At 71.9% G+C, this 20382-nt stretch carries 17 protein-coding genes and 2 tRNA genes; 14 read left to right on the top strand and 5 right to left on the bottom strand.

The window, feature by feature from the left end; all coding sequences use genetic code 11:
- Window positions 1-24 precede the first annotated feature (24 nt).
- The 3 genes from gnd to AC3WRM_RS08180 are packed head-to-tail and all read left to right on the top strand — an operon-like array spanning window position 25 to window position 2602.
- Window positions 25-945, top strand: a complete 921-nt coding sequence (gnd, locus tag AC3WRM_RS08190; RefSeq protein ID WP_492247976.1) for a phosphogluconate dehydrogenase (NAD(+)-dependent, decarboxylating) — start codon at window positions 25-27, stop codon at window positions 943-945.
- Window positions 946-948: 3 nt separating this feature from the next.
- Complete coding sequence (recF, locus tag AC3WRM_RS08185; protein ID WP_492247977.1) at window positions 949-2082, top strand: DNA replication/repair protein RecF; 1134 nt, start codon at window positions 949-951, stop codon at window positions 2080-2082.
- A gap of 1 nt (window position 2083) precedes the next feature.
- Window positions 2084-2602, top strand: a complete 519-nt coding sequence (locus tag AC3WRM_RS08180; protein WP_492247978.1) for a DciA family protein — start codon at window positions 2084-2086, stop codon at window positions 2600-2602.
- 652 nt (window positions 2603-3254) lie between these two features.
- On the opposite strand, the gene AC3WRM_RS08175 is transcribed toward AC3WRM_RS08180, so the two are convergent.
- The gene (locus AC3WRM_RS08175; protein WP_492247979.1) at window positions 3255-4097 is read right to left on the bottom strand and encodes a phosphatase PAP2 family protein; all 843 of its coding nucleotides are present in this window, start codon (window positions 4095-4097) and stop codon (window positions 3255-3257) included.
- 219 nt (window positions 4098-4316) lie between these two features.
- On the opposite strand from AC3WRM_RS08175, the gene gyrB reads away from it, so the two are divergent.
- The 5 genes from gyrB to AC3WRM_RS08150 all read left to right on the top strand — a co-directional run bounded on the left by gyrB (window position 4317) and on the right by AC3WRM_RS08150 (window position 10313).
- Window positions 4317-6347 carry a DNA topoisomerase (ATP-hydrolyzing) subunit B gene (gyrB, locus tag AC3WRM_RS08170; RefSeq protein WP_492247980.1) on the top strand — a complete coding sequence of 677 codons (2031 nt, stop codon included), beginning with the start codon at window positions 4317-4319 and terminating at the stop codon, window positions 6345-6347.
- A gap of 55 nt (window positions 6348-6402) precedes the next feature.
- A complete protein-coding gene (gene gyrA, locus AC3WRM_RS08165; protein ID WP_492247981.1) occupies window positions 6403-9021 on the top strand; it encodes a DNA gyrase subunit A in 2619 nt (872 codons plus the stop codon).
- On the top strand, window positions 9018-9860 hold the full coding sequence (locus AC3WRM_RS08160; RefSeq protein WP_492247982.1) for a DUF3566 domain-containing protein: 843 nt from the start codon (window positions 9018-9020) through the stop codon (window positions 9858-9860). Before gyrA ends, AC3WRM_RS08160 begins: the two co-directional genes overlap by 4 nt.
- Before the next feature lie 151 nt (window positions 9861-10011).
- Window positions 10012-10089: transfer RNA gene (locus AC3WRM_RS08155), tRNA-Ile, on the top strand.
- Window positions 10090-10240: 151 nt separating this feature from the next.
- Window positions 10241-10313, top strand: a tRNA-Ala gene (locus AC3WRM_RS08150).
- A 28-nt stretch (window positions 10314-10341) separates the two neighbouring features.
- Here the strand turns inward: AC3WRM_RS08150 and AC3WRM_RS08145 are convergent.
- A complete protein-coding gene (locus tag AC3WRM_RS08145) occupies window positions 10342-10770 on the bottom strand; it encodes a MarR family winged helix-turn-helix transcriptional regulator (protein ID WP_492247983.1) in 429 nt (142 codons plus the stop codon).
- Window positions 10771-10826: 56 nt separating this feature from the next.
- On the opposite strand from AC3WRM_RS08145, the gene AC3WRM_RS08140 reads away from it, so the two are divergent.
- Window positions 10827-11621 (top strand): SDR family oxidoreductase, encoded by a 795-nt coding sequence (locus tag AC3WRM_RS08140; protein WP_492247984.1) that lies wholly within the window; start codon window positions 10827-10829, stop codon window positions 11619-11621.
- Between the two features lie 54 nt (window positions 11622-11675).
- Here AC3WRM_RS08140 and AC3WRM_RS08135 read toward each other — a convergent pair whose 3' ends face one another.
- The 3 genes from AC3WRM_RS08135 to AC3WRM_RS08125 form a co-directional block, all read right to left on the bottom strand.
- Complete coding sequence (locus AC3WRM_RS08135) at window positions 11676-13151, bottom strand: M4 family metallopeptidase (protein WP_492247985.1); 1476 nt, start codon at window positions 13149-13151, stop codon at window positions 11676-11678.
- Between the two features lie 211 nt (window positions 13152-13362).
- Complete coding sequence (locus tag AC3WRM_RS08130) at window positions 13363-13836, bottom strand: GNAT family N-acetyltransferase (RefSeq protein WP_492247986.1); 474 nt, start codon at window positions 13834-13836, stop codon at window positions 13363-13365.
- A 35-nt stretch (window positions 13837-13871) separates the two neighbouring features.
- A complete protein-coding gene (locus AC3WRM_RS08125) occupies window positions 13872-14684 on the bottom strand; it encodes a COG4705 family protein (RefSeq protein WP_492247987.1) in 813 nt (270 codons plus the stop codon).
- Window positions 14685-14835: 151 nt separating this feature from the next.
- Between AC3WRM_RS08125 and AC3WRM_RS08120 the strand changes: the two genes are divergently transcribed.
- The 5 genes from AC3WRM_RS08120 to AC3WRM_RS08100 all read left to right on the top strand — a co-directional run bounded on the left by AC3WRM_RS08120 (window position 14836) and on the right by AC3WRM_RS08100 (window position 20283).
- Window positions 14836-16719: a penicillin-binding transpeptidase domain-containing protein gene (locus AC3WRM_RS08120; RefSeq protein ID WP_492247988.1), complete on the top strand. Its 1884-nt coding sequence runs from the start codon at window positions 14836-14838 to the stop codon at window positions 16717-16719.
- A gap of 87 nt (window positions 16720-16806) precedes the next feature.
- On the top strand, window positions 16807-17754 hold the full coding sequence (locus AC3WRM_RS08115) for an ABC transporter ATP-binding protein (RefSeq protein ID WP_492247989.1): 948 nt from the start codon (window positions 16807-16809) through the stop codon (window positions 17752-17754).
- Window positions 17751-18542 carry an ABC transporter permease gene (locus AC3WRM_RS08110; RefSeq protein WP_492247990.1) on the top strand — a complete coding sequence of 264 codons (792 nt, stop codon included), beginning with the start codon at window positions 17751-17753 and terminating at the stop codon, window positions 18540-18542. Before AC3WRM_RS08115 ends, AC3WRM_RS08110 begins: the two co-directional genes overlap by 4 nt.
- A 17-nt stretch (window positions 18543-18559) precedes the next feature.
- A complete protein-coding gene (locus AC3WRM_RS08105; RefSeq protein ID WP_492247991.1) occupies window positions 18560-19678 on the top strand; it encodes a sensor histidine kinase in 1119 nt (372 codons plus the stop codon).
- Window positions 19675-20283: a response regulator transcription factor gene (locus AC3WRM_RS08100; RefSeq protein ID WP_492247992.1), complete on the top strand. Its 609-nt coding sequence runs from the start codon at window positions 19675-19677 to the stop codon at window positions 20281-20283. Before AC3WRM_RS08105 ends, AC3WRM_RS08100 begins: the two co-directional genes overlap by 4 nt.
- The last annotated feature ends 99 nt before the right edge of the window (window positions 20284-20382 follow it).

Raw genomic sequence — 20382 nt, 5'->3', positions numbered from 1 at the left:
ACGTCGTCACCTGAAGGGACCTCCATGCACCTCGGACTCGTCGGACTCGGCAAGATGGGCGGCAACATGCGCACCCGTCTGCGCAACGGCGGCATCACCGTCACCGGCTACGACCGCAACCCTGACGTCACCGACGTCGACTCGCTGCAGGCCCTGGTCGAGGAGCTGCCCTCGCCCAAGGTCGTGTGGGTCATGGTGCCGGCGGGCGAGATCACCCGCTCCACGGTCGAGGACCTCGTCGAGCTGCTCGACGAGGGCGACGTCATCGTCGACGGCGGCAACTCCCGCTGGACCGACGACGAGAAGCACGCGGCGCTGGCTGCGGAGAAGGGCATCGGCTACGTCGACTGCGGCGTGAGCGGCGGGGTCTGGGGCCTGGAGAACGGCTACGCGCTGATGGCCGGCGGCGACCCGCACGACATCGCCAAGGTCCAGCCGGTCTTCGACGTCCTCAAGCCCGAGGGCGAGTCGGGGTTCGTGCACGCCGGTCGGGTCGGCGCGGGCCACTTCTCGAAGATGGTCCACAACGGCATCGAGTACGCGATGATGCAGGCCTACGCCGAGGGCTTCGAGCTGCTCGAGAAGGCCGAGCTCGTCGAGAACGTCACCGACGTCTTCGACTCGTGGCGGGTCGGCACCGTCGTCCGGTCGTGGCTGCTCGACCTGCTCGTCAAGGCGCTGCAGGACGATCCGGGCCTGTCGAAGATCCGCGGCTACGCCGAGGACTCCGGCGAGGGTCGCTGGACCGTCGAGGCCGCGATCGACCACGCCGTCCCGGCCCCGACGATCGCCGCGTCGCTGTTCGCGCGCTTCGTCTCGCGCCAGGACGAGTCTCCGGCCATGCAGGCGGTGGCGGCGATGCGTCAGCAGTTCGGCGGTCACGCCGTGCAGGCGGCCGAGGAGAGCGGGCACGCGCCGGCCGACCTCGACGCCGACCCCTCCTGACGCATGCGCGTCGCCCGCCTCTCGCTGCACGACTTCCGGTCCTACCCCGAGGTCGAGATCACGCTGGAGCCCGGGCCCTCCGCGTTCGTCGGGGCGAACGGCCAGGGCAAGACGAACCTGGTCGAGGCCATCGACTACTTGTCCCGGCTCGACTCGCACCGCGTCTCCTCCGACACCCCGCTCGTACGGGCGGGTGCGGAGCGTGCGGTGGTGCGGGCCGAGGTCGTGCGCGGTGACCGCACGGCCCTGCTCGAGCTCGAGATCACCCCGGGCCGCGCCAACCGCGCACGGGTGAACCGGGCCGCCCTCCCGCGCACGCGGGACCTGGTGGGCGTGCTGCGCACCGTCACCTTCTCGCCCGAGGACCTCGCCCTCGTGAAGGGCGACCCCTCCGACCGTCGGCGCTTCCTCGACGGTCTGCTCGTGCTGCGCACGCCGCGGCTGGCGGGCGTCAAGGCCGACTACGAGCGCGTGCTCCGCCAACGCAACACCCTGCTGAAGTCGGCTCGCTCGGGAAGGTACACAAACCGACAAGTCGACTTGTCTACTCTCGACATCTGGGACGACAAGCTCGCCACGCTCGGCGGCGAGATCGTCGCCGCCCGCATCGCCCTGCTCCACGACCTCGCGCCGTTCCTCGTCGAGTCCTACCGCACGGTCGCCACCCGTGCCGCTCCCGAGCGCCGCGACGTCACGGCCACCTACCGGGGCTCCGTGGTCGGCGACGACGAGAGTCCCGCCGGCGTGCGCGAGGCCCTGCTCGCCGGGATCGAGGAGCGGCGGCGTGACGAGCTGGACCGGGCCGTCACTCTCGTCGGACCGCACCGCGACGAGGTGGAGCTGGTCATCGGCGAGCTCCCCGCGAAGGGGTACGCGAGCCACGGGGAGTCGTGGTCGCTGGCCCTGGCGCTGCGCCTGGCGTCGTTCACGCTGCTGCGCGACGACGACGGCGACGACCCGGTGCTGATCCTCGACGACGTGTTCGCCGAGCTCGACGAGGGGCGTCGCGAGCAGCTCGCCGAGCTCGTCGGCGACGCCGAGCAGGTGCTCGTGACGGCGGCCGTCGCCGACGACGTCCCTGCCGTGCTCGCCGGGCACCGCTTCGACGTGCACGCCGGCAAGGTCACGGAGGCCTGACGTGTCCGGCACCCCTCCCGCCGACGACGGCACGGAGCCGCCCGACTCCGACGACCCGCTCGGCCTGGCCCGCGAGATCGCCGACAGCTACCGCGGGACGGGCGCGCCGCTGCGCCCCCGCCGTCGCCGCACCGACGGCTCCACCCCACGCCGGCGCAAGAGTCGGGAGGACCCGACCACCGTGGCCGACGCGCTCGGCGCGCTGGTCCGGCAGCAGGGCTGGGACGACCGCCTGTCGGCGCAGCGCGTGTTCACCGACTGGGCCTCCATCGTCGGCTCGGAGGTGGCGCGGCACTCGACCGTCGACGGCTACGAGGACGCGGTGCTGCACGTGACCACCGACTCCACCGCCTGGGCCACCCAGCTCCGGCTACTCGCCCCCCGCCTCGTCGCCCGCCTCAACGAGGAGCTCGGCGACGGCGCCGTCGTCCGCATCGAGGTCCGCGGCCCTCAAGCCCCCTCCTGGAAGCGCGGCCCCCGCTCGGTCAAGGGTCGCGGTCCGCGGGACACGTACGGCTGAGTCTTTGCCTGCTGCTGCGCTGCCGCGGGGGGTCTTGTCTTGCTGGTGCGCTGCTTCGGCTCACGCTGGGTGTGGTCTCCGAAAGGGCCTCGACCGGGCGGTTGGCGACCGCGCTGGTCTGGGGTCTCGGGCTGTGGCTCGCGCTGTGGGTGGACGCAAGATGCTGCGTTCGTGTGCGGAATGGCCAAGGATGCTGCGTTTGCTACGGGATCCCGTCGTGAACGCAGAAGCGTTCGACCTATCTCGCGCGAATGCAGAATCTTGTGTGCCCTTTGCGTTGGGGAGACGAAGGATTCTTCTTTCTCGTGGAACGGTCCACGAGAAAGAAGAATCCTTCACACCCCTCGCCCCCTCAGCGGTGGATCTGCCACCTGAACAGCGCTCAGAAGGTGGCAGATCCACCGCCGGCACGCGCAAACGCAGAATCTCGCGTCCAACGCGGGCCGCAGCCCGAGAACCCCGACCAGCTCGCGCCCAGCCGCCCGGTCGAGGCCCTTTCGGAGACCACACCCAGCGTGGGCCGAGGCGGCGCACCAGCAAGGACAGGCCCCCTGCGGCAGCGCACCAGCAAGGTGATGACCCCCCGCGGCAGCGCACCAGCGACCACAGAATCCCTGAGGCAGCGCACCCGCAGGACGAGAGAAGACAACCCCTACGACGTCGGCGTCGCCCGGTTCCCGGCGGCGACGGCGAGGCCGAGGGTGATGCCGAGGGCGCCGAGGACGAGGGCGGCGTCGGTGAAGCCGTCCCATCCGTAGGAGGGGCGCACGCCGATGGCGACGAGGGTGCCGATGGCGACGACGGCGCCGAGGAGGGCGAGCAGCCAGGTGCCGCGGACGGCGACGTGCTCGCGACCGAGCACCCACGACACGACGGCGGTCCAGGCGGTCGTCACGAGCACGGCGCCGACGACGTCGGACGGACGGTGCCATCCGGCGACGACGGTGGACGCGCCGGTGAGGGTCACGGCGAACGCACCGACGGGGACGACGAGGGGGCGCATCCACCGTGGCGACACGAGGCACAGTGCCCCCACGCCGGCGGCGACGACGGTCGTGTGCCCGCTCGGGAAGCTGTTGACCGGCGCCACGACCCCGTCGACGACGTCCACCCGCGTCAGCAGGACGTGCTTCAGCACCTGGGTCGTGACGTTGGCCCCGGCGATCACCGTCAGGGCACCGAGCGCGAGGGCGGCGCGGCCGCGGACCAGGGCGACGACGACACAGGCGAGCGCCACCACGACGATCGCGCCGATGGAGATGTAGCCGAGCACGCTGAGGACCTGCAGCTGCGTGTCCCGGCCGGCGACGACCGCGTTCATGGCCCGGTGGTCGAGGCGCTGCCCGAGGGGCGTGCGCAGCACGAACCACGCCAGCACGGTGCACGCGAGCGTGGCGCCGAGGCCCACGAGGGCAGCCGTGCCGCGCACGCTCGAGCCCGTGCGCCGCGTCGGCGGGGCCGGCAAGGGAGCGACGTCGGGGTCCAGGAGGGTCATGCCTCCTACGATGACGGACGCGGTCAACCGGGTCGAGGCGCCCGAACGGGTCTCAGACGCCCGAACGCCCCCAGGGACGATCGGGGCATGGGGCCCCACCCCGCGCGGCCCTCCTGGAGCCGCTCCCAGGCCGCTCAGCACCATCCTGGACGTGGCGGAGCCGTGGTGACACGAGGCCTCGTGCGCTGGGAGCCACACAATCGCCCGTATACTGGAACAGTGACCACCTCTCCTGACGACGAGACCACGCCCGAGCCCATCGCGGAGGAGCAGGTCTCCCGCTCCCAGGTCGAGGGGTCGTACGACGCGAGCAACATCCAGGTGCTCGAGGGTCTCGAGGCCGTCCGCAAGCGTCCGGGCATGTACATCGGCTCCACGGGCGAGCGCGGTCTGCACCACCTGGTCTACGAGGTGGTCGACAACTCCGTCGACGAGGCGCTCGCGGGTCACGCGACCCACATCGAGGTCGTGCTGCAGGACGACGGCGGCGTGCGCGTCGTCGACGACGGACGCGGCATCCCCGTCGACATGCACCCGACCGAGAAGATCCCGGCCGTCACGCTCGTCATGACGTCGCTGCACGCAGGCGGCAAGTTCGGCGGTGGCGGCTACAAGGTGTCGGGCGGTCTGCACGGCGTCGGCATCTCCGTCGTCAACGCCCTGAGCACGACCATGCACACGGTCATCAAGCGCGACGGGTTCGTCTGGCGGCAGACGTTCGACAACGGCGTTCCCACGGGTGAGCTCGAGCAGGGCGAGGCGACCGACGAGACGGGCACGACGCAGACCTTCTACGCCAACGCCGACATCTTCGAGACCACCGACTACTCCTTCGACACCCTCAAGAGCCGCTTCCGCGAGATGGCGTTCCTCAACAAGGGCCTCGAGATCCACCTGCGCGACGAGCGCGACCTCGGCAGCGACGACGAGGACGGAGCCGACGACCTCGAGCGTGAGGTGCGCTTCCGCTACGACGGCGGACTCGTCGACTACGTGCACCACATCAACGTCGGCACCCGCTCGCCCATCCACGGCGAGGTCATCTCCATCGAGCGCGACGACGAGGAGAACGGTCTCTCCCTCGAGCTGGCGATGCAGTGGAACGACTCCTTCAGCGAGTCGGTGCACACGTTCGCCAACACCATCAACACCCACGAGGGCGGCACCCACGAGGAGGGCTTCCGCACCGCGCTGACCACCACCGTCAAGCGGTTCGCCGACGCGAACAACCTGCTCAAGGGCAAGGAGGAGCTGTCGGGCGAGGACATCCGCGAGGGCCTCACCGCGATCATCTCGATCAAGCTCGCGGAGCCGCAGTTCGAGGGCCAGACCAAGACCAAGCTCGGCAACTCCGAGGCGCGCAGCTTCGTGCAGAAGGTCGTCAACGACGAGCTCGCCGCCTGGCTGGAGCGCAACCCGGCGGAGGGCAAGGTCGTCATCCGCAAGGCCATCGACGCCGCCTCCGCCCGACTCGCCGCCCGCAAGGCCCGCGACCTCGCCCGCAACCGCAAGGGCTTCCTCGGCGGCGGAGGCCTCCCGGGCAAGCTCGCCGACTGCTCCAGCCGCGACCCCGAGAAGTGCGAGCTGTTCGTCGTGGAGGGCAACTCCGCCGGCGGCTCGGCCAAGAACGGCCGCGACCCGGGCACGCAGGCGATCCTCCCGCTGCGCGGCAAGATCCTCAACGTCGAGAAGGCGCGGATCGACAAGATCCTGCAGAACGCCGAGGTCCAGGCGATCATCAGCGCGCTCGGCACCGGCGTCCACGACGACTTCGACATCGCCAAGCTGCGGTACCACAAGATCGTCCTCATGGCCGACGCCGACGTCGACGGCCAGCACATCTCCACGCTGCTGCTCACGCTGCTGTTCCGGTTCATGAAGCCGCTGATCGACAACGGTCACGTCTACCTCGCGCAGCCGCCGCTGTACAAGATCAAGTGGACCAACCACGCCCACGAGCTCGCCTACTCCGACCGCGAGCGCGACGCGCTGCTCGCGGCCGGCGACGAGGCCGGCTACCGCCTCCCCAAGGAGGCGCCGGTGCAGCGGTTCAAGGGTCTGGGCGAGATGAACGCCGGCGAGCTGTGGGAGACCACCATGGACCCCGACGCGCGCGTGCTGCGCCAGGTCACCCTCGCCGACGCCGCCATGGCCGACGAGATCTTCACGATCCTCATGGGCGAGGACGTCGAGCAGCGTCGCAGCTTCATCCAGCGCAACGCCAAAGACGTCCGCTTCCTCGACATCTAGGCCGTCCGGCCGCCAGCCCGCTCCCGCGACGCCTTCCTGAAACGAGATCCGAGACATGACCGACACCCCCATCGAGCGCGACCGCATCGAGCCTGTCGAGCTGCAGGACGAGATGCAGCGGTCCTACATCGACTACGCGATGAGCGTCATCGTGTCGCGGGCGCTGCCCGACGTGCGCGACGGGCTCAAGCCGGTGCACCGCCGGGTGCTGTACGCGATGTTCGACGGCGGCTACCGCCCCGACCGCGGCTTCTCCAAGTGCAGCCGCATCGTCGGTGACGTGATGGGTCAGTACCACCCGCACGGCGACACGGCCATCTACGACACCCTCGTCCGGCTCGCGCAGCCGTGGGTCATGCGGGCGCCGATGATCGCCAGCCAGGGCAACTTCGGCTCCGTCGGCGACGACCCGGCCGCCGCCATGCGGTACACCGAGTGCAAGCTCGCGCCGATCGCCATGGAGATGGTGCGCGACATCGACGAGGACACCGTCGACTTCAAGCCCAACTACGACGGCCGGTCCTCCGAGCCGACGGTGCTGCCCGCCCGCATCCCGAACCTGCTCGTCAACGGCTCGGCCGGTATCGCGGTCGGCATGGCGACCAACATCCCGCCGCACAACCTGCGCGAGGTGGCCGACGGCGTCCAGTGGGCGCTCGCCCACCCCGACGCCGGCAAGGCCGAGCTGCTCGAGGCGCTCATCGAGCGGGTCAAGGGCCCCGACTTCCCGACGCACGGCCTCATCGTGGGCACGCGCGGCATCGAGGACATGTACCGCACGGGCCGCGGTTCGGTGCAGATGCGTGCCGTGGTCAACATCGAGGAGGACACGAAGGGCCGCATCCAGCTCGTCGTGACCGAGCTGCCCTACCAGGTCAACCCCGACGCGCTGATGCGCAAGATCGCCGACCTGGTGAACGCGGGCCGCGTGCAGGGCATCTCCGACCTGCGCAACGAGTCGTCCGACCGTGCCGGCATGCGCATCGTCATCGAGCTGCGCCGCGACGCCGTGGCCCGGGTGGTGCTCAACAACCTCTACAAGCACACCGACCTGCAGTCGAACTTCAGCGCCAACATGCTGGCGCTCGTCGACGACGTGCCGCGCACCCTCACGCTCGACGGGTTCGTGTCGCACTGGATCGCCCACCAGATCGAGGTCATCCAGCGGCGCACCGCCTACCGCCTCAAGAAGGCCGAGGCCGAGGCCCACATCCTGCGCGGACTCGTGAAGGCGCTCGACGCGCTCGACGACGTCATCGCGCTCATCCGCCGCAGCCCCACGGTGGAGGAGGCGCGCGAAGGCCTGATCGCACTGCTCGAGATCGACGAGCTGCAGGCCCGCGCGATCCTCGACATGCAGCTGCGTCGCCTCGCGGCCCTCGAGCGGCAGAGGATCATCGACAACCTCGCCGAGCTCGAGGCCAAGATCGCCGACTTCAAGGCCATCCTCGCCAGCGAGGAGCGTCAGCGCGCCATCGTCAGCGAGGAGCTGGCCGAGATCGTCGACAAGTACGGCGACGACCGCCGCACCCCGATCGTCCCGGGTGACGGCGACCTCTCGATGGAGGACCTGATCCCCGACGAGGACGTCGTGGTCACGATCACCCGCGGCGGCTACGCCAAGCGCACCCGCACCGACCAGTACCGGGTGCAGGGTCGCGGCGGCAAGGGCGTGCGCGGCGCGCAGCTGCGCGACGGCGACTTCGTCGAGCACCTGTTCCCGACCACGGCGCACCACTGGATCCTGTTCTTCACGACGGCCGGCCGGGTGTACCGCACGAAGGCCTACCAGCTGCCCGAGGCCGGACGCGACGCGAAGGGCGGTCACGTCGCCGGGCTGCTGAGCTTCCAGCCCGACGAGGAGATCGCGCAGGTGCTCGCCATCCGCGACTACGACCAGGCGCCCTACCTGGTGCTCGCCACCCGCAAGGGCCTGGTGAAGAAGACGAGGCTGGCCGACTACAACAGCCCGCGGCAGGCCGGCGTCATCGCCATCAACTTCCGCGACGAGGACGACGCGCTGATCGGCGCCGACATCGCCGGTCCCGACGACGACCTGCTGCTCATCAGCAAGAAGGCGCAGGCCATCCGCTTCCGGGCCGACGACGACCAGCTGCGCCCGATGGGTCGCGCGACGTCCGGCGTCACGGGCATGAAGTTCCGCGACGACGACGCGCTCCTCTCGATGACGGTCATCCGGCACGAGCACGCCGACGTCGCGGTCGAGGACGTTCCCGAGGAGGACCGCCTCTACGTCTTCACCGTGACCGACGGCGGCTACGCCAAGAAGACGTCGATCGACGAGTACCGCCTGCAGGGTCGCGGCGGCCTGGGCATCAAGGCCATGCAGATCACCGAGGCCCGCGGCGAGCTCGTCGGCGGACTGGTGCTGAAGGACTCCGACGACGTCATCTCCGTCACCGCCGGTGGCCAGGTCACGCGCAGCCAGGTGCGGGGCGTGCCGGCCAAGGGTCGCGGCACGATGGGCGTCACGTTCGTCAAGTTCAAGGGCGACGACCGTGTGGTCACCATCGCACGGAACACCGACCTCGGCGGCGCGGCGGAGCCTGACAGCGAGGCCGACGACGCCCCGGCCGGTACGGTGGACCCGGTGACGCCCGACGACGCGGGCACCGAGGTCACTGACACCACTGACGAGGGGCACGACGAGTGAGCGACCAGCAGAAGCCTCAGGACCGGGCACCCAGCTCGGGCGCCGGTGACGCCGCACGGACGCAGCAGATCCCGCGCCTCGACCGCGACGGCAAGCCCGTCACCGGCAGCAAGGACACCACGCAGGGCGGCGCCAACCGCCGTCCCGCCGGACCCGCCCGCCCGGCCTCGGGTCGCGGTCGTCCGGGCGGTACGCCGTCCGGGAACGCCGCGCCCGCGAAGCCCGAGTCGTCGAAGCCGTCCACCGAGGCCTCGACCACCGTGAAGAAGGCGGCGCCGAGCCAGACCGGTCGGCCCGACCCGGCCAAGAAGTCCGCCCCCGCGAAGAAGGGCGCGGCTGCCCGGGAGAAGACGCCGACGGCAGCCGACTACGCCGGCACCACGAGCCAGTCGCCCGACAGCACCGCCGTCATCCCCGCGGTCAAGGACGAGCCGACCCCGAAGGCCTCCGCCTCGCCCGCGGCCGCCTCGGCGTCGGGACGTCAGGCCCGGCTGCGGCTGACCCACGTCGAGCCCTGGTCGGTCACGCGTCTGGCCTTCGTCGTGTCGGTCGCGCTGATGATCGTCTCGGTCGTCGCCGTCACCATCTTCTGGGTGGTGCTCGACCTCACGGGCATCTGGGACCAGCTGAACGGCACGGTCTCCAACGTGCTGTCCGACAGCGCCGGCAGCTTCGACCTGACCGACTACCTGGGCCTGGGTCGCCTCGTCGGTCTCACGCTGATCTTCAGCGCGGTCAATGTCGTGCTGATGACGGCGATCGCCACGATCGCCGCGCACCTGTACAACCTCGCCGCCCAGCTGCTGGGCGGTATCGAGGTGACCTTCACGGATCACTGAACCTGACCGAGCTCTGCGAGGGCACGGTTCAGGGAGATCGAGTGGTGCACCGGCGAAGCCGGTCTCGCTGTATCGAGATCCGCTGGGTGCGGCAGTGGGCCCCCCGATTCGTCCGGCCGGACGACCGTGGGGTAGAGTTCATCGCTGTTGCGGGCCTATAGCTCAGCTCGGTTAGAGCGCTTCCCTGATAAGGAAGAGGTCGCTGGTTCAAGTCCAGCTAGGCCCACCACCGGACGCCCGAGGAGGACGGCGATGAAGAAGCTTCTCGCGGTCGTCCTTGCCGCGCTCGGGGTGCTGTGGGCCGTGGCTCGTCGCGACGACGGGACCGCCGCCACCCGCACCACCTGGGAGCAGGCCACCGACTCGGTCTGATCCCGCGAGGGGCTGTGGCGCAATTGGTAGCGCACCTGCTTTGCAAGCAGGGGGTTAGGGGTTCGAGTCCCCTCAGCTCCACCGAAGGCTCCCGTGTCGCCACCGGGTCCTACTCCCCGGCCAGGGTGCGCACCGTCCGCCAGAACGCCTCACGCTCCGCCTCGCCGACGCGCGTGAGCAGCGCAGCCCGCACGGCCTCGGCGTGCGCGCTCCGGGCCACCGCGACCCGTCGTCGCCCCTCGGCCGTCGCCTCGACGACGGTGCTCGACGGGGAGGCCGTCCGGCGGACCAGGCCGCGCTCCTCCATGCGGGCGACCTGCCGCGACAGTCGACTCCGCGACCACCCGAGGTCGTCCACGAGGTCCTGCTGACGCAACGGTCGGCTGCCCTCCACGGCGCGGGTGAGGACGGAGAAGTCGGCAGCGGACAGCCCCGAGGCCGCGGTGATCGCCGCGACGACCTGGTCCCAGACGGTGTCCGACGCTCTCTTCCACGCCACCCACGCCGCCAGCTCGTCGGCGCTCAATCGTTGGTCCACGGACCGATCATAGGCGAGGTGTTGACGTGTCAACATCTCGCGCGCACCATGTTGTCATGGAAACAACTCATCAGCTCCCCGGTCGCAACGTCCTCGTCACCGGTGGCAGCCAGGGCATCGGGCTCGAGCTGGCACGGCGCTACCTGCAGGACGGCGCGCGGGTGCTGGTGACGGGACGGTCTGCCTCGCGGCTCGCCGGCGCCGCTCGTGAGCTGCCCGGTCTTGAGACCGTCGTCAGCGACGCGGGCCGTGCGTCCGACCGTGAGCGTCTCGCCGACCACGTGCTCGACGTCCTGCCCGACATCGACGTCGTGGTGAACAACGCCGGGATCCAGCGCCGGGTCGCTCTGGCCGAGGACCACGACCCGTGGTCGGTGCGGGAGGAGGAGCTGCACGTGCTGCTCAGCGGTCCGGTCCACCTGAACCACCTGCTGGTGCCGCACCTGGTCCGTCGCGGCACACCCGCGCAGGTCGTGAACGTCACCTCGGGGGGTGCCTTCGTCCCCCAGCCCTTCGCGCCGCTGTACTCCGCGCTGAAGGCCGCCCTGCACAGCTACACGCTCACCCTGCGCCACGCGCTCGCCGGGACCGCCGTCCGGGTCACCGAGCTCGCTCCGCCGGCGGTGGCCACGGGCCTGTCCGGCCTGGACGCGCCTCACGGCGCGCCCGTCGACGTCTTCACTGACGCGGCATACGCCGGTCTCACGGCGGGGCAGGAGTTCGTCGGCCACGGCGCCACCGGCGCGCCGGACCTCCTGGCCCGGATGCGTGCCGAGCAGGAGATGTTCGACGTCCTCGCGTCGAGGTTCGCCGTGCGCACCTACGCCGACGCGTCGACGCTTGACCTCTGAAGAGCGGATCGCCCGCACCGCGCAGGCGGTACGGGCGATCCCCTCAGCGTCCCGCTACATCCGCGTCGCGGTCACGACCTTGCTCACCTGCTGGCAGTCGCTCGACGTGAACCCGGCGGTCCCGCCCGAGGCGAGGGCCGAGCAGGAGGACTCCAGCGTCTGGCCGAGCTGGGCGTAGTTCGACGAGCTCGTTAGCGCGTTGAGCGTGCGCCAGTAGAGCTGCTCGGCCTTGGCCTGGCCGAGACCCGTGATGGTCTGGCCGTTGAACGTCCCGCCGTCGGTGATGAGGAACGCCGCCTTGTTGCCCACGCCCGAGCTGGTGTGGACACCGCCGTTGTCGCTCGAGCCGCTCTGCCAGTACTGGCCGCGGTAGCTCGACGGCTGGCTGCCGCGCTCCGGGGTCTTCATGTCACGGATCGCGCCGATGGGCAGGTCCTCACCGAGCAGCCACCGGGCCGAGGACGTGTCGTTCCCGGTGCCGTTGTCGAGGTCCTCGAACTCGCCGAACACGTCGGCCATCGACTCGTTGATGGCGCCGGGCTCGTAGGAGTACACGAGGTCCGCGGTGTTCTGGATGACACCGTGCGTCAGCTCGTGGGAGACCACGTCGTCGGCGGACGCGAAGCCCTGGCCGAAGACCATGCTGCGTCCCGTCCAGAACGCGTTCTCCATCGGGCAGCCGTAGTCGCCGCCGGAGTCGCGGTAGCAGGCGCGCACGGTCGCGCGGAGTGCTCCTTCGCCGATCTGCGTCGACAGGTCGTACCCGAACCGGCTGGTGTAGAACGACGACGTCGCACCGAGCTGGTCGTAGGCCACGTTGACCTCCGAGACGCTGCTCGCCGCCGACCCCTCGGTGCGCACCGGGCTCGGGCAGTCGAGGTTGGTGACGTACCGGTTGCGGGCGTCGCACACGCGGCGGTTGGTCGCGTCGCGCTGGGTGGTCTCGGTATAGACCGGCGTGCCGTCGTTCGCGTCGACGAGCACCCGACCTCCGACGGCGTCGACCGCGGTCGGGGTCACCTCGACGTCGTGCACGAGCGTCACCGCCCCCTTCGACGCCGCGCCCTTGAAGAGGCCCGCGTCGTACCAGGCGAGGTCGGTCGCGGCCGCTGCGGTCGCGTCGACCTTCGAGGCGCCGGCCTTGCGCAGCGACGCCTTCGCCGTCTTCTCGGCGCTCGCCTCCGTGCGTGCAGGTGCCGCCGTGACGCTGCGCGGCGCCGACGTGACGGCGCCGGTGGTGCCGTGGATCTTCCCGCGGGCGTCGAGCTGGACGACGACCTCGGCACCGATCACCGGCTTGCCGGCGAGGTACTGCTGGAAGTGCGCGACGCTGCCGCCGGGCACCTGGACGGTGCGGTCCAGACGCAGGTCCGCACGCGGTGCACCGTGCTGCCGGGCGTAGGAGTCGGCGGCGGCCACCGTCGGCGCCTCGCCGCGTGCCGACGCGCTCGTGCTCCCGAGGCCGACGATCCCCGCTGCTGTCGTCGCGGTCACGAGGGCCGCGACGCAGCCCATCATCTTTCGTGTCATGAGTTCCCCCGAACTGTGGGTGCCGGGCGTGTCCCGGCACCGCTGGCGACACTCTAGGACTGCGGTGGCGTGCAGGTCGACGTCCGCGACCTGTGCCGGCCGACACGTCCACCGCACGCCGCCCCACGCTTCCAGGGCCTCGGTAGTGACGGTCGGAGAATGCGTAGTCGAGGCCGGGACCTCGGTACGGCTCGACCCGGTCGCGTCCGGCTCAGAGGCGCTTGCGCATCTGGAGGATCGTGACCTCGAAGCCCATCTGCTCGTACAGCGACCGCGCCCCGGAGTTGAACCCGAACACCGACAGGCCGACCTCGACGACGCCGCGGTCGCGACACACCTGCTCGGCAGCCTGCATGATCGCTCGACCGTAGCCCTGGCGGCGTCGGTCGGAGGTCACCAGGAAGTCGTACCCGAAGGCGAACAGACCGTCGGACCTCTCGGTGAACCCGAGCCACAGCATGCCGACCTCGTGGTCGCCGTCCCACGCGGTCCAGAGCTCGTGGTCCGCCGTGTCGACCCCGTCGGGCAGGGAGCTCGCGAAGTCCTCGGCGGCCTTCCGGCGGGCCTCGGCCTCGGGCATCATCCCCGCCGCCACGATGTTCTCCGCGTACTCCCGCTCGGCCAGCTCGCGGTAGGCAGGGAACTGCTCAGCGGTCATCGGGACCAGGCGCACGGCGGGGGACACTCCTCGATGCTACGAGCAGCCCGGGACCGCGAGAGTCACCGCTGCGTGACCGCGTCCCGCGGGGTGTCGCCGGTGGGGGTGTCGTCGATCGAGGCGTCGGGCGTCTCGTGGTCGACGTCGCGGTGGGTGAGGGCGAGGTAGGTCACCAGGCCGGCGAACAGCACCAGGCCGGCGAGCGTCACGGGTCCGGTGCCCCAGCCGACCCCGCCGTCCTTCGTGCCCTTGCCCAGCCAGTCGGCCACCGAGGCGCCGAGCGGGCGGGTCATCACGTACGCCGACCAGAACGCGATCGTCGGGTTCAGGCCCGCGCGCCACAGGCCCCAGGGCACGAGGATCGCGACGCCGAAGACGAGGATCGACCAGACGAAGCCGAGGCCGGCGTCGACCGCGGCCGCGTCGCCGAGTGCGGTGCCGAGGCCGAACGTCAGCAGCACGACGCCCCAGTAGAAGCGCTCGCGTCGGGCCGTCGTGATCGAGTGCACCGAGATCGTGCCCTCGCTGCGCCTCCACCACGCCAGCACCGCGCCGAGCAGCGCCAGGTAGACCATCGAGTCGACCCAGTAGGGCGTGCCCAGGACGACGTGCGGGCCGTCGGCGATCATCGTGCCGAACACCGCGACCGTGAGGACCGTGGTCCAGTAGCGGACCGGGTGGTAGCGGTCGGCCCGCAGCTGCACCCACAGTGCCAGCGCGAAGCCGCCGATGCCGACGGCCGCGGCGAGGGGGATGCTCACCGTGCCGAGGAAGTCCGACCCGGTCTCGCCGATGCCGGTCGTGAGCAGCTTCACCACCCAGAACGTCGCCAGGACGGAGGGGACCTTGGTGGCCGGGAAGGCGCGCGTCGTCATGGGTGGGACCGTAGGGACGCGAACCTGCCGACAACCTGAACAGGTCGTACCGCTGCAGAGGGTCTCGCTGCGGGGCCGGCGACGTCAGGCGTGCGTCCAGGGTGCCGCGCGTCGTCGTCGACCGTCCGGCCCGGGCTGGTCTACTGCCGTCATGCGTCTGCGTCGCCCCGCCCGTGCCCGCATCGTCGCCGCGAGTGCAGGACCCCTGCTGGCCGCCGGCGTCCTGGCCGGGTGCAGCCTCGGCGGACCCGACCCCGACGACGCGGCCCAGACGCTCGCCGAGGGACTGTCGAAGGGCGACGTCACGTCGGTGCCGACGACGGGCGACGGGACCCGCAACCAGGCTGACCTCGAACGGGTCGTCGGCGACGTCGGCGGGACGCAGCGGGTGCGGGTGACGTCGGTGGAAGAGGACGACGGAGCCACCACTGCCAAGCTCCAGCACCGGTGGACGATCGGCGGGGCCACCTGGACGTACGACACCGCTGCGACCCTCGTGGAGCAGGACGGGGCCTGGCGCGTGCGGTGGGAGCCGTCCGTCGTCGCGCCGGTCGAGGAGGGCGAGACGCTCGGCGTGCGGACGACGCCGGCCGAGCGGGGCGACGTGCTCGGCGCCGACGACGCCGTCCTCGTCACCGCACGACCGGTCGTGCGGGTCGGGATCGACAAGACCGACGTCGACCCCGACGCTGCCGGGACGTCGGCCGAGCGGCTCGCGCGACTGCTCGGCATCGACCCCGGGGCCTACCGCCGGCGGGTCGCAGCGGCCGGTGACCAGGCGTTCGTCGAGGGACTCGTCCTGCGCGCCGACGGTGACGTGCCCACCCGGCAGGAGCTCGCCGCGATCCCCGGGTCGCTGGCCGTCGAGGGCACCCTGCCGCTGGCCCCGACGCGGGCGTTCGGGCAGCCGCTGCTCGGCACCGTCGGCGAGGCCACCGCGGAGGTCGTGGAGAAGTCCGACGGTGCCGTCCGCCCGGGCGACCCGGTGGGGCTGTCCGGGCTGCAGGCGCGCTACGACGAGCAGCTGCGCGGCACCCCCGGCGTGGAGGTGCTGGCCGTCGACAACGACCCGGACACCGAGTCCCGGCGACTCTTCTCCAGCGACCCGAAGGCCGGGGAGCCGCTGCGCACCACGCTCGACCCCGACCTGCAGGGTGCGGCGGACCGGACCCTCGCCGACGTCGGCCCGGCCAGCGCGATCGTCGCGATCCGGCCGTCGACGGGTGCGCTGCTGGCGGTCTCCAGCGGCCCCGGCGGAGACGGCGCCGACACGGCCCTGACCGGCCGGTACGCGCCGGGCTCGACCTTCAAGGTCGCGACGGCCCTGGCCCTCCTGCGCTCCGGTCTCACCCCGGACAGCCAGGTGCCGTGCACCCCCACCGTGACCGTGGACGGCCGTCGGTTCACGAACTACTCCGACTACCCCGCGTCGGCGCTCGGCGACGTGCCCCTGCGGACCGCCTTCGCGCAGTCCTGCAACACCGCCATGATCGCCGAGCGGGACCGGGCGCCGCAGGACGAGCTCGCCGCCGCGGCCGCCGGGCTCGGGCTCGGCCGCGACGTCGACCTCGGGATGCCCGCGTTCCTCGGCCAGGTGCCCACGCAGGCCGACGGCACCGAGCGCGCCGCGTCGGTCATCGGCCAGGGCCGGGTGGAGGCGTCCCCGCTGGCCATGGCCGTGGTCGCCGCGTCCGTCGCCCACGGCGGCACGGTGACGCCGGTGCTCCTGCCCGACCGGCGGACGAAGGAGGCGCCGGAGCCCGACGAGCCGGTGACCCCCGCGCAGGTCAGGAGCCTGGCCGGACTGATGCGGGCGGTCGTCACGGACGGCAGCGGCGCGTTCCTGCGCGACCTTCCGGGCGGCCCGGTCCGGGCGAAGACCGGCACCGCCGAGTACGGCGACGACCGGCCGCCCCGCACCCACGCCTGGATGATCGCGACGCAGGGCGACCTCGCCGTCGCCGTGTTCGTGGCGGACGGCGACTCCGGCTCGGCCACGGCAGGCCCCCTCCTCGAGCGGTTCCTGCGCCGCTGACCCCGGGCGCGAGCCCTGACATCTGTCACGGCGAGGTCGTGACGCGCGATCCGGGACCGGACCGGCCGTGCGGACCATGCTCGAGGCATGAACCAGACCAGCACCCTGTCGCCGCAGTCCGCGACGACGCGACCCGACGCGGTCCGCCTGCAGCAGGTGCGTCGCACCTTCGGTGACGTCGAGGCCGTGCGCGGCATCGACCTCGTCGTCCGTCCCGGCGAGGTGGTGGCCTTCCTCGGCCCCAACGGCGCCGGCAAGACCACCACCCTCGACATGGTCCTCGGCCTCGGCCGACCCACCTCCGGCACCGTCCAGGTGCTCGGTCTCGACCCCCGCGACGCCGTCGCCCAGGGTCGGGTGGCTGCCGTCATGCAGAGCGGAGGGCTGCTCAAGGACCTGACGGTCGCCGAGACCGTCCGCTACGTCCGCAGCCTCTTCACCCACGTGCGCGACGTCGACGACGTGCTCGCGCGCGCCGGGCTCACGGCGCTCGCCGACCGTCGCGTCGGGCTCTGCTCCGGCGGCGAGCAGCAGCGCCTGCGGTTCGCCCTCGCCCTGCTCAGCGACCCCGACCTGCTGCTGCTCGACGAGCCCACCACCGGCATGGACGTCGAGGGACGCCGCACGTTCTGGAACGCGATCCGCGACGACGCGCGGCACGGCCGCACCGTCATGTTCGCGACCCACTACCTCGAGGAGGCGGACGCGTACGCCGACCGGATCGTGCTCGTCAGCGGCGGCCGCATCGTCGCCGACGGCACGGCCGCCGAGATCAAGGCGCGAGCCGTCGGGCGCACCGTGCGCGCGACCCTCCCCGACGCGGACGACGCGACCGTCGCCGAGATCGCGGCCCTCCCCGGCGTCGAGGGCGTCGACGTGCGCGGCAGCAGCGTCGTCGTGCACGGCACCGACTCCGACGCCGTCGCCCGCCACCTGCTCACCCGCACTGCCGCGCACGACCTGGAGATCGTCGGACGAGGCCTGGAGGACGCCTTCCTCAGCCTCACCGGCGGCGACGAGAGGACCCCCGCATGATCACCCCCGCCATCCCCGTCACCACCACCGGGCCCCGGACGACTCCCCGGCTCGGGGGCTTCAACCGGGTCCTGCTCTCCCTCGAGCTGCGCCGGATGCTGCGCAACCGCCGCACCGTCTTCTTCTCGCTCCTGTTCCCCGCGGCGCTCTTCTTCGCCTTCGCCGGCAGCAGCGGCGGCGACGAGCGGGTGGGGCACGGCAACGTGTCCGCGTACGTCATGGTGTCGATGGCGCTGTACGGCGCCGCCCTCACCACCGCGTCCGCAGGCTCGTCGGTGGCGCTCGAGCGATCGGTCGGCTGGTCGCGACAGCTGCGGCTCACGCCCCTGCACCCGCTCGCCTACATCGCCACCAAGGCGGCCTGTGCGCTGGTGCTCGGCGCGCTCGCGGTCGCGGTGGTCAACGTCGCGGCGGTGCTGCAGGGCCGGGCCGACCTGCCCGCCGGACGGTGGCTGGCCTGCGCGCTGCTGGCGCTGCTCTGCTCGTTCGTCTTCGCCGCCCTCGGCCTGTTCGTCGGCTACGTCGTGCCCGGGGAGAACGCCATGCAGCTGCTCGGGCCCGGGCTCGCGCTGTTCGCCTTCCTCGGCAACCTGTTCATCCCCATCACCGAGGGCAGCACCCTGTGGCACATCGCGTCGGTGACCCCGATGTTCGGCGTGGCCGAGATCAGCCGCGCGCCGCTTGCCGGTGAGCTGCCCTGGTACGCGGTCGTCAACGCCGTGGGCTGGCTGGCCGTCTTCGTCGCCGGTGCGGCGTGGCGGATGAGCAAGGACACGGCCCGCGGGTGAGCCGTACGCTGCCCGACATGAGCGTGCCACGGACCGTCGTCGTCCCCACGGGACGCTGGGGTCCGTGGTTCGCGCTCATCTGGCTGTTCTTCCTCGGCGACCCGCTGCTCGCCGCGTGGGCACGCCGCGACGAGGCGGCCGGGATCGGCGGGCTCGTCGTGACCGTCCTGTTCGCCGCGCTGTACATGCTCACCTGGTGGCAGGCACGTCGTGAGCGCTGGCTGGCGGACCGGACGCCGCCACCGGCACGGGCGGTCGCGCTCTTCCTCGGCCTCGTCGTCCTGTGCGCCGCCGACGTCGCGCTCCTGGGGGAGGTCGGCACGGCCTGCATCGTGTACGTCGCGATCGCCGGCGTCCTGCTCTTCCGGGCCGCGGTGGCGGCCACCCTCACCGTCGCTGCGGTCGTCGGCTCCCTGGGGCTCGGGGCGGTCGAGGGCTGGGGCAGCCAGGCCGGGCTGGCCTTCGCCGTCCTCGCCGGATCGGTCGCCATCTTCGGCGTCCGCGCGCTCGTCGGCCGCAACGCGCAGCTGCTGCACGCCCAGGCCGAGAATGCCGAGCTCGCCGTGGAGAACGAGCGCACGCGCTTCGCCCGCGACCTGCACGACATCCTCGGCCACTCCCTGACCGTCATCACCGTGAAGGCCGAGCTGGCCCGGCGGCTGCTCGAGTCGGGCGACGCCGCGGACCGCGCCCGGGCGCTCGCCGAGGTGGGCGACCTGGAGCGCCTGGGCCGCGACGCGCTCGCCGACGTCCGTCGCGCGGTCGAGGGCTACCGCGAGATCACCCTGCCCGGCGAGATCTCCCGTGCTCGCACGGCGCTGGCGGCCGCGGACGTCGAGGCGTCGCTGCCCGGAACGGTCGACGACGTGCCCACCGAGCTGCGCGACCTCTTCGCGTGGACGGTGCGCGAGGGGGTCACGAACGTCGTGCGGCACGCGGCCGCGCGTCGGTGCACCGTCACGGTCGACGCGCGGGCGGTCGAGGTGCGCGACGACGGGCGCGGACTGGCCCACGCCGACGTCGGTGGTCACGGGCTGGCGGGGCTGCGCGAACGCGCTGCGGCCGTCGGTGCGACGGTCGTGGTGCGCTCGCTCGACCCCGGCGTCAGCCTGCGCGTCGGGAGGGAGGGCCCATGACGATCCGTCTGCTGCTCGCCGACGACCAGGCCCTCGTGCGCGGCGCGCTGGCGGCGCTGCTGTCGCTGGAGCAGGACCTCGACGTCGTGGCGGAGGTCGGGTCCGGCGCCGACGTGCTCGACGCCGTCCGGCAGCACCGCCCCGACGTCGCCCTGCTCGACATCGAGATGCCGGGCCTCGACGGCATCGAGGCGACCCGCGCGGTCGTCGCGGCGGGCCTGGGGACCCGGGTGCTGGTCGTCACCACGTTCGGGCGACCCGGGTACCTGCGGCGGGCGCTGCAGGCCGGTGCGTCGGGGTTCGTCGTGAAGGACGTGCCCGCCACGCAGCTCGCCGACGCCGTGCGCCGGGTGCACGCGGGCCTGCGCGTCGTCGACCCGACCCTCGCCGCGGACAGCCTCGTCAGCGGGGACTCACCGCTCACCGAGCGCGAGACCGACGTGCTGCGCGCCGCTCGCGACGGCGCCAGCGTCGCCGTGGTGGCCGAGCGTCTCCACCTGTCGCAGGGGACGGTCCGCAACCACCTGTCGGCGGCGATCGGCAAGACCGGGGGCGACAACCGCGCCGCCGCCGTGCGCGTCGCCGAGGCCAACGGCTGGCTCTGACGCAGGAGGGTGCCGCACTAGGTGTACTTGGCGGGGACGTTCATGACACTCGGCTGATCGGGGGCAGTCCTGCGAGGGCTGAGTGGCGTCGTTGATTGT

It is taken from the genome of Aeromicrobium sp. EU05-FHT14F07, assembly GCF_058790455.1.
This window is presented reverse-complemented; position numbering and strand designations above follow the sequence as displayed.

Coding starts and splice junctions, on each gene's coding strand:
- gnd (WP_492247976.1), top strand. CDS start 25: ATGCACCTCGGACTCGTCGGACTCGGCAAGATGGGCGGCAACATGCGC.
- recF (WP_492247977.1), top strand. CDS start 949: ATGCGCGTCGCCCGCCTCTCGCTGCACGACTTCCGGTCCTACCCCGAG.
- AC3WRM_RS08175 (WP_492247979.1), bottom strand. CDS start 4,097: ATGACCCTCCTGGACCCCGACGTCGCTCCCTTGCCGGCCCCGCCGACG.
- gyrA (WP_492247981.1), top strand. CDS start 6,403: ATGACCGACACCCCCATCGAGCGCGACCGCATCGAGCCTGTCGAGCTG.
- AC3WRM_RS08140 (WP_492247984.1), top strand. CDS start 10,827: ATGGAAACAACTCATCAGCTCCCCGGTCGCAACGTCCTCGTCACCGGT.
- AC3WRM_RS08135 (WP_492247985.1), bottom strand. CDS start 13,151: ATGACACGAAAGATGATGGGCTGCGTCGCGGCCCTCGTGACCGCGACG.
- AC3WRM_RS08125 (WP_492247987.1), bottom strand. CDS start 14,684: ATGACGACGCGCGCCTTCCCGGCCACCAAGGTCCCCTCCGTCCTGGCG.
- AC3WRM_RS08120 (WP_492247988.1), top strand. CDS start 14,836: ATGCGTCTGCGTCGCCCCGCCCGTGCCCGCATCGTCGCCGCGAGTGCA.
- AC3WRM_RS08115 (WP_492247989.1), top strand. CDS start 16,807: ATGAACCAGACCAGCACCCTGTCGCCGCAGTCCGCGACGACGCGACCC.
- AC3WRM_RS08110 (WP_492247990.1), top strand. CDS start 17,751: ATGATCACCCCCGCCATCCCCGTCACCACCACCGGGCCCCGGACGACT.
- AC3WRM_RS08105 (WP_492247991.1), top strand. CDS start 18,560: ATGAGCGTGCCACGGACCGTCGTCGTCCCCACGGGACGCTGGGGTCCG.
- AC3WRM_RS08100 (WP_492247992.1), top strand. CDS start 19,675: ATGACGATCCGTCTGCTGCTCGCCGACGACCAGGCCCTCGTGCGCGGC.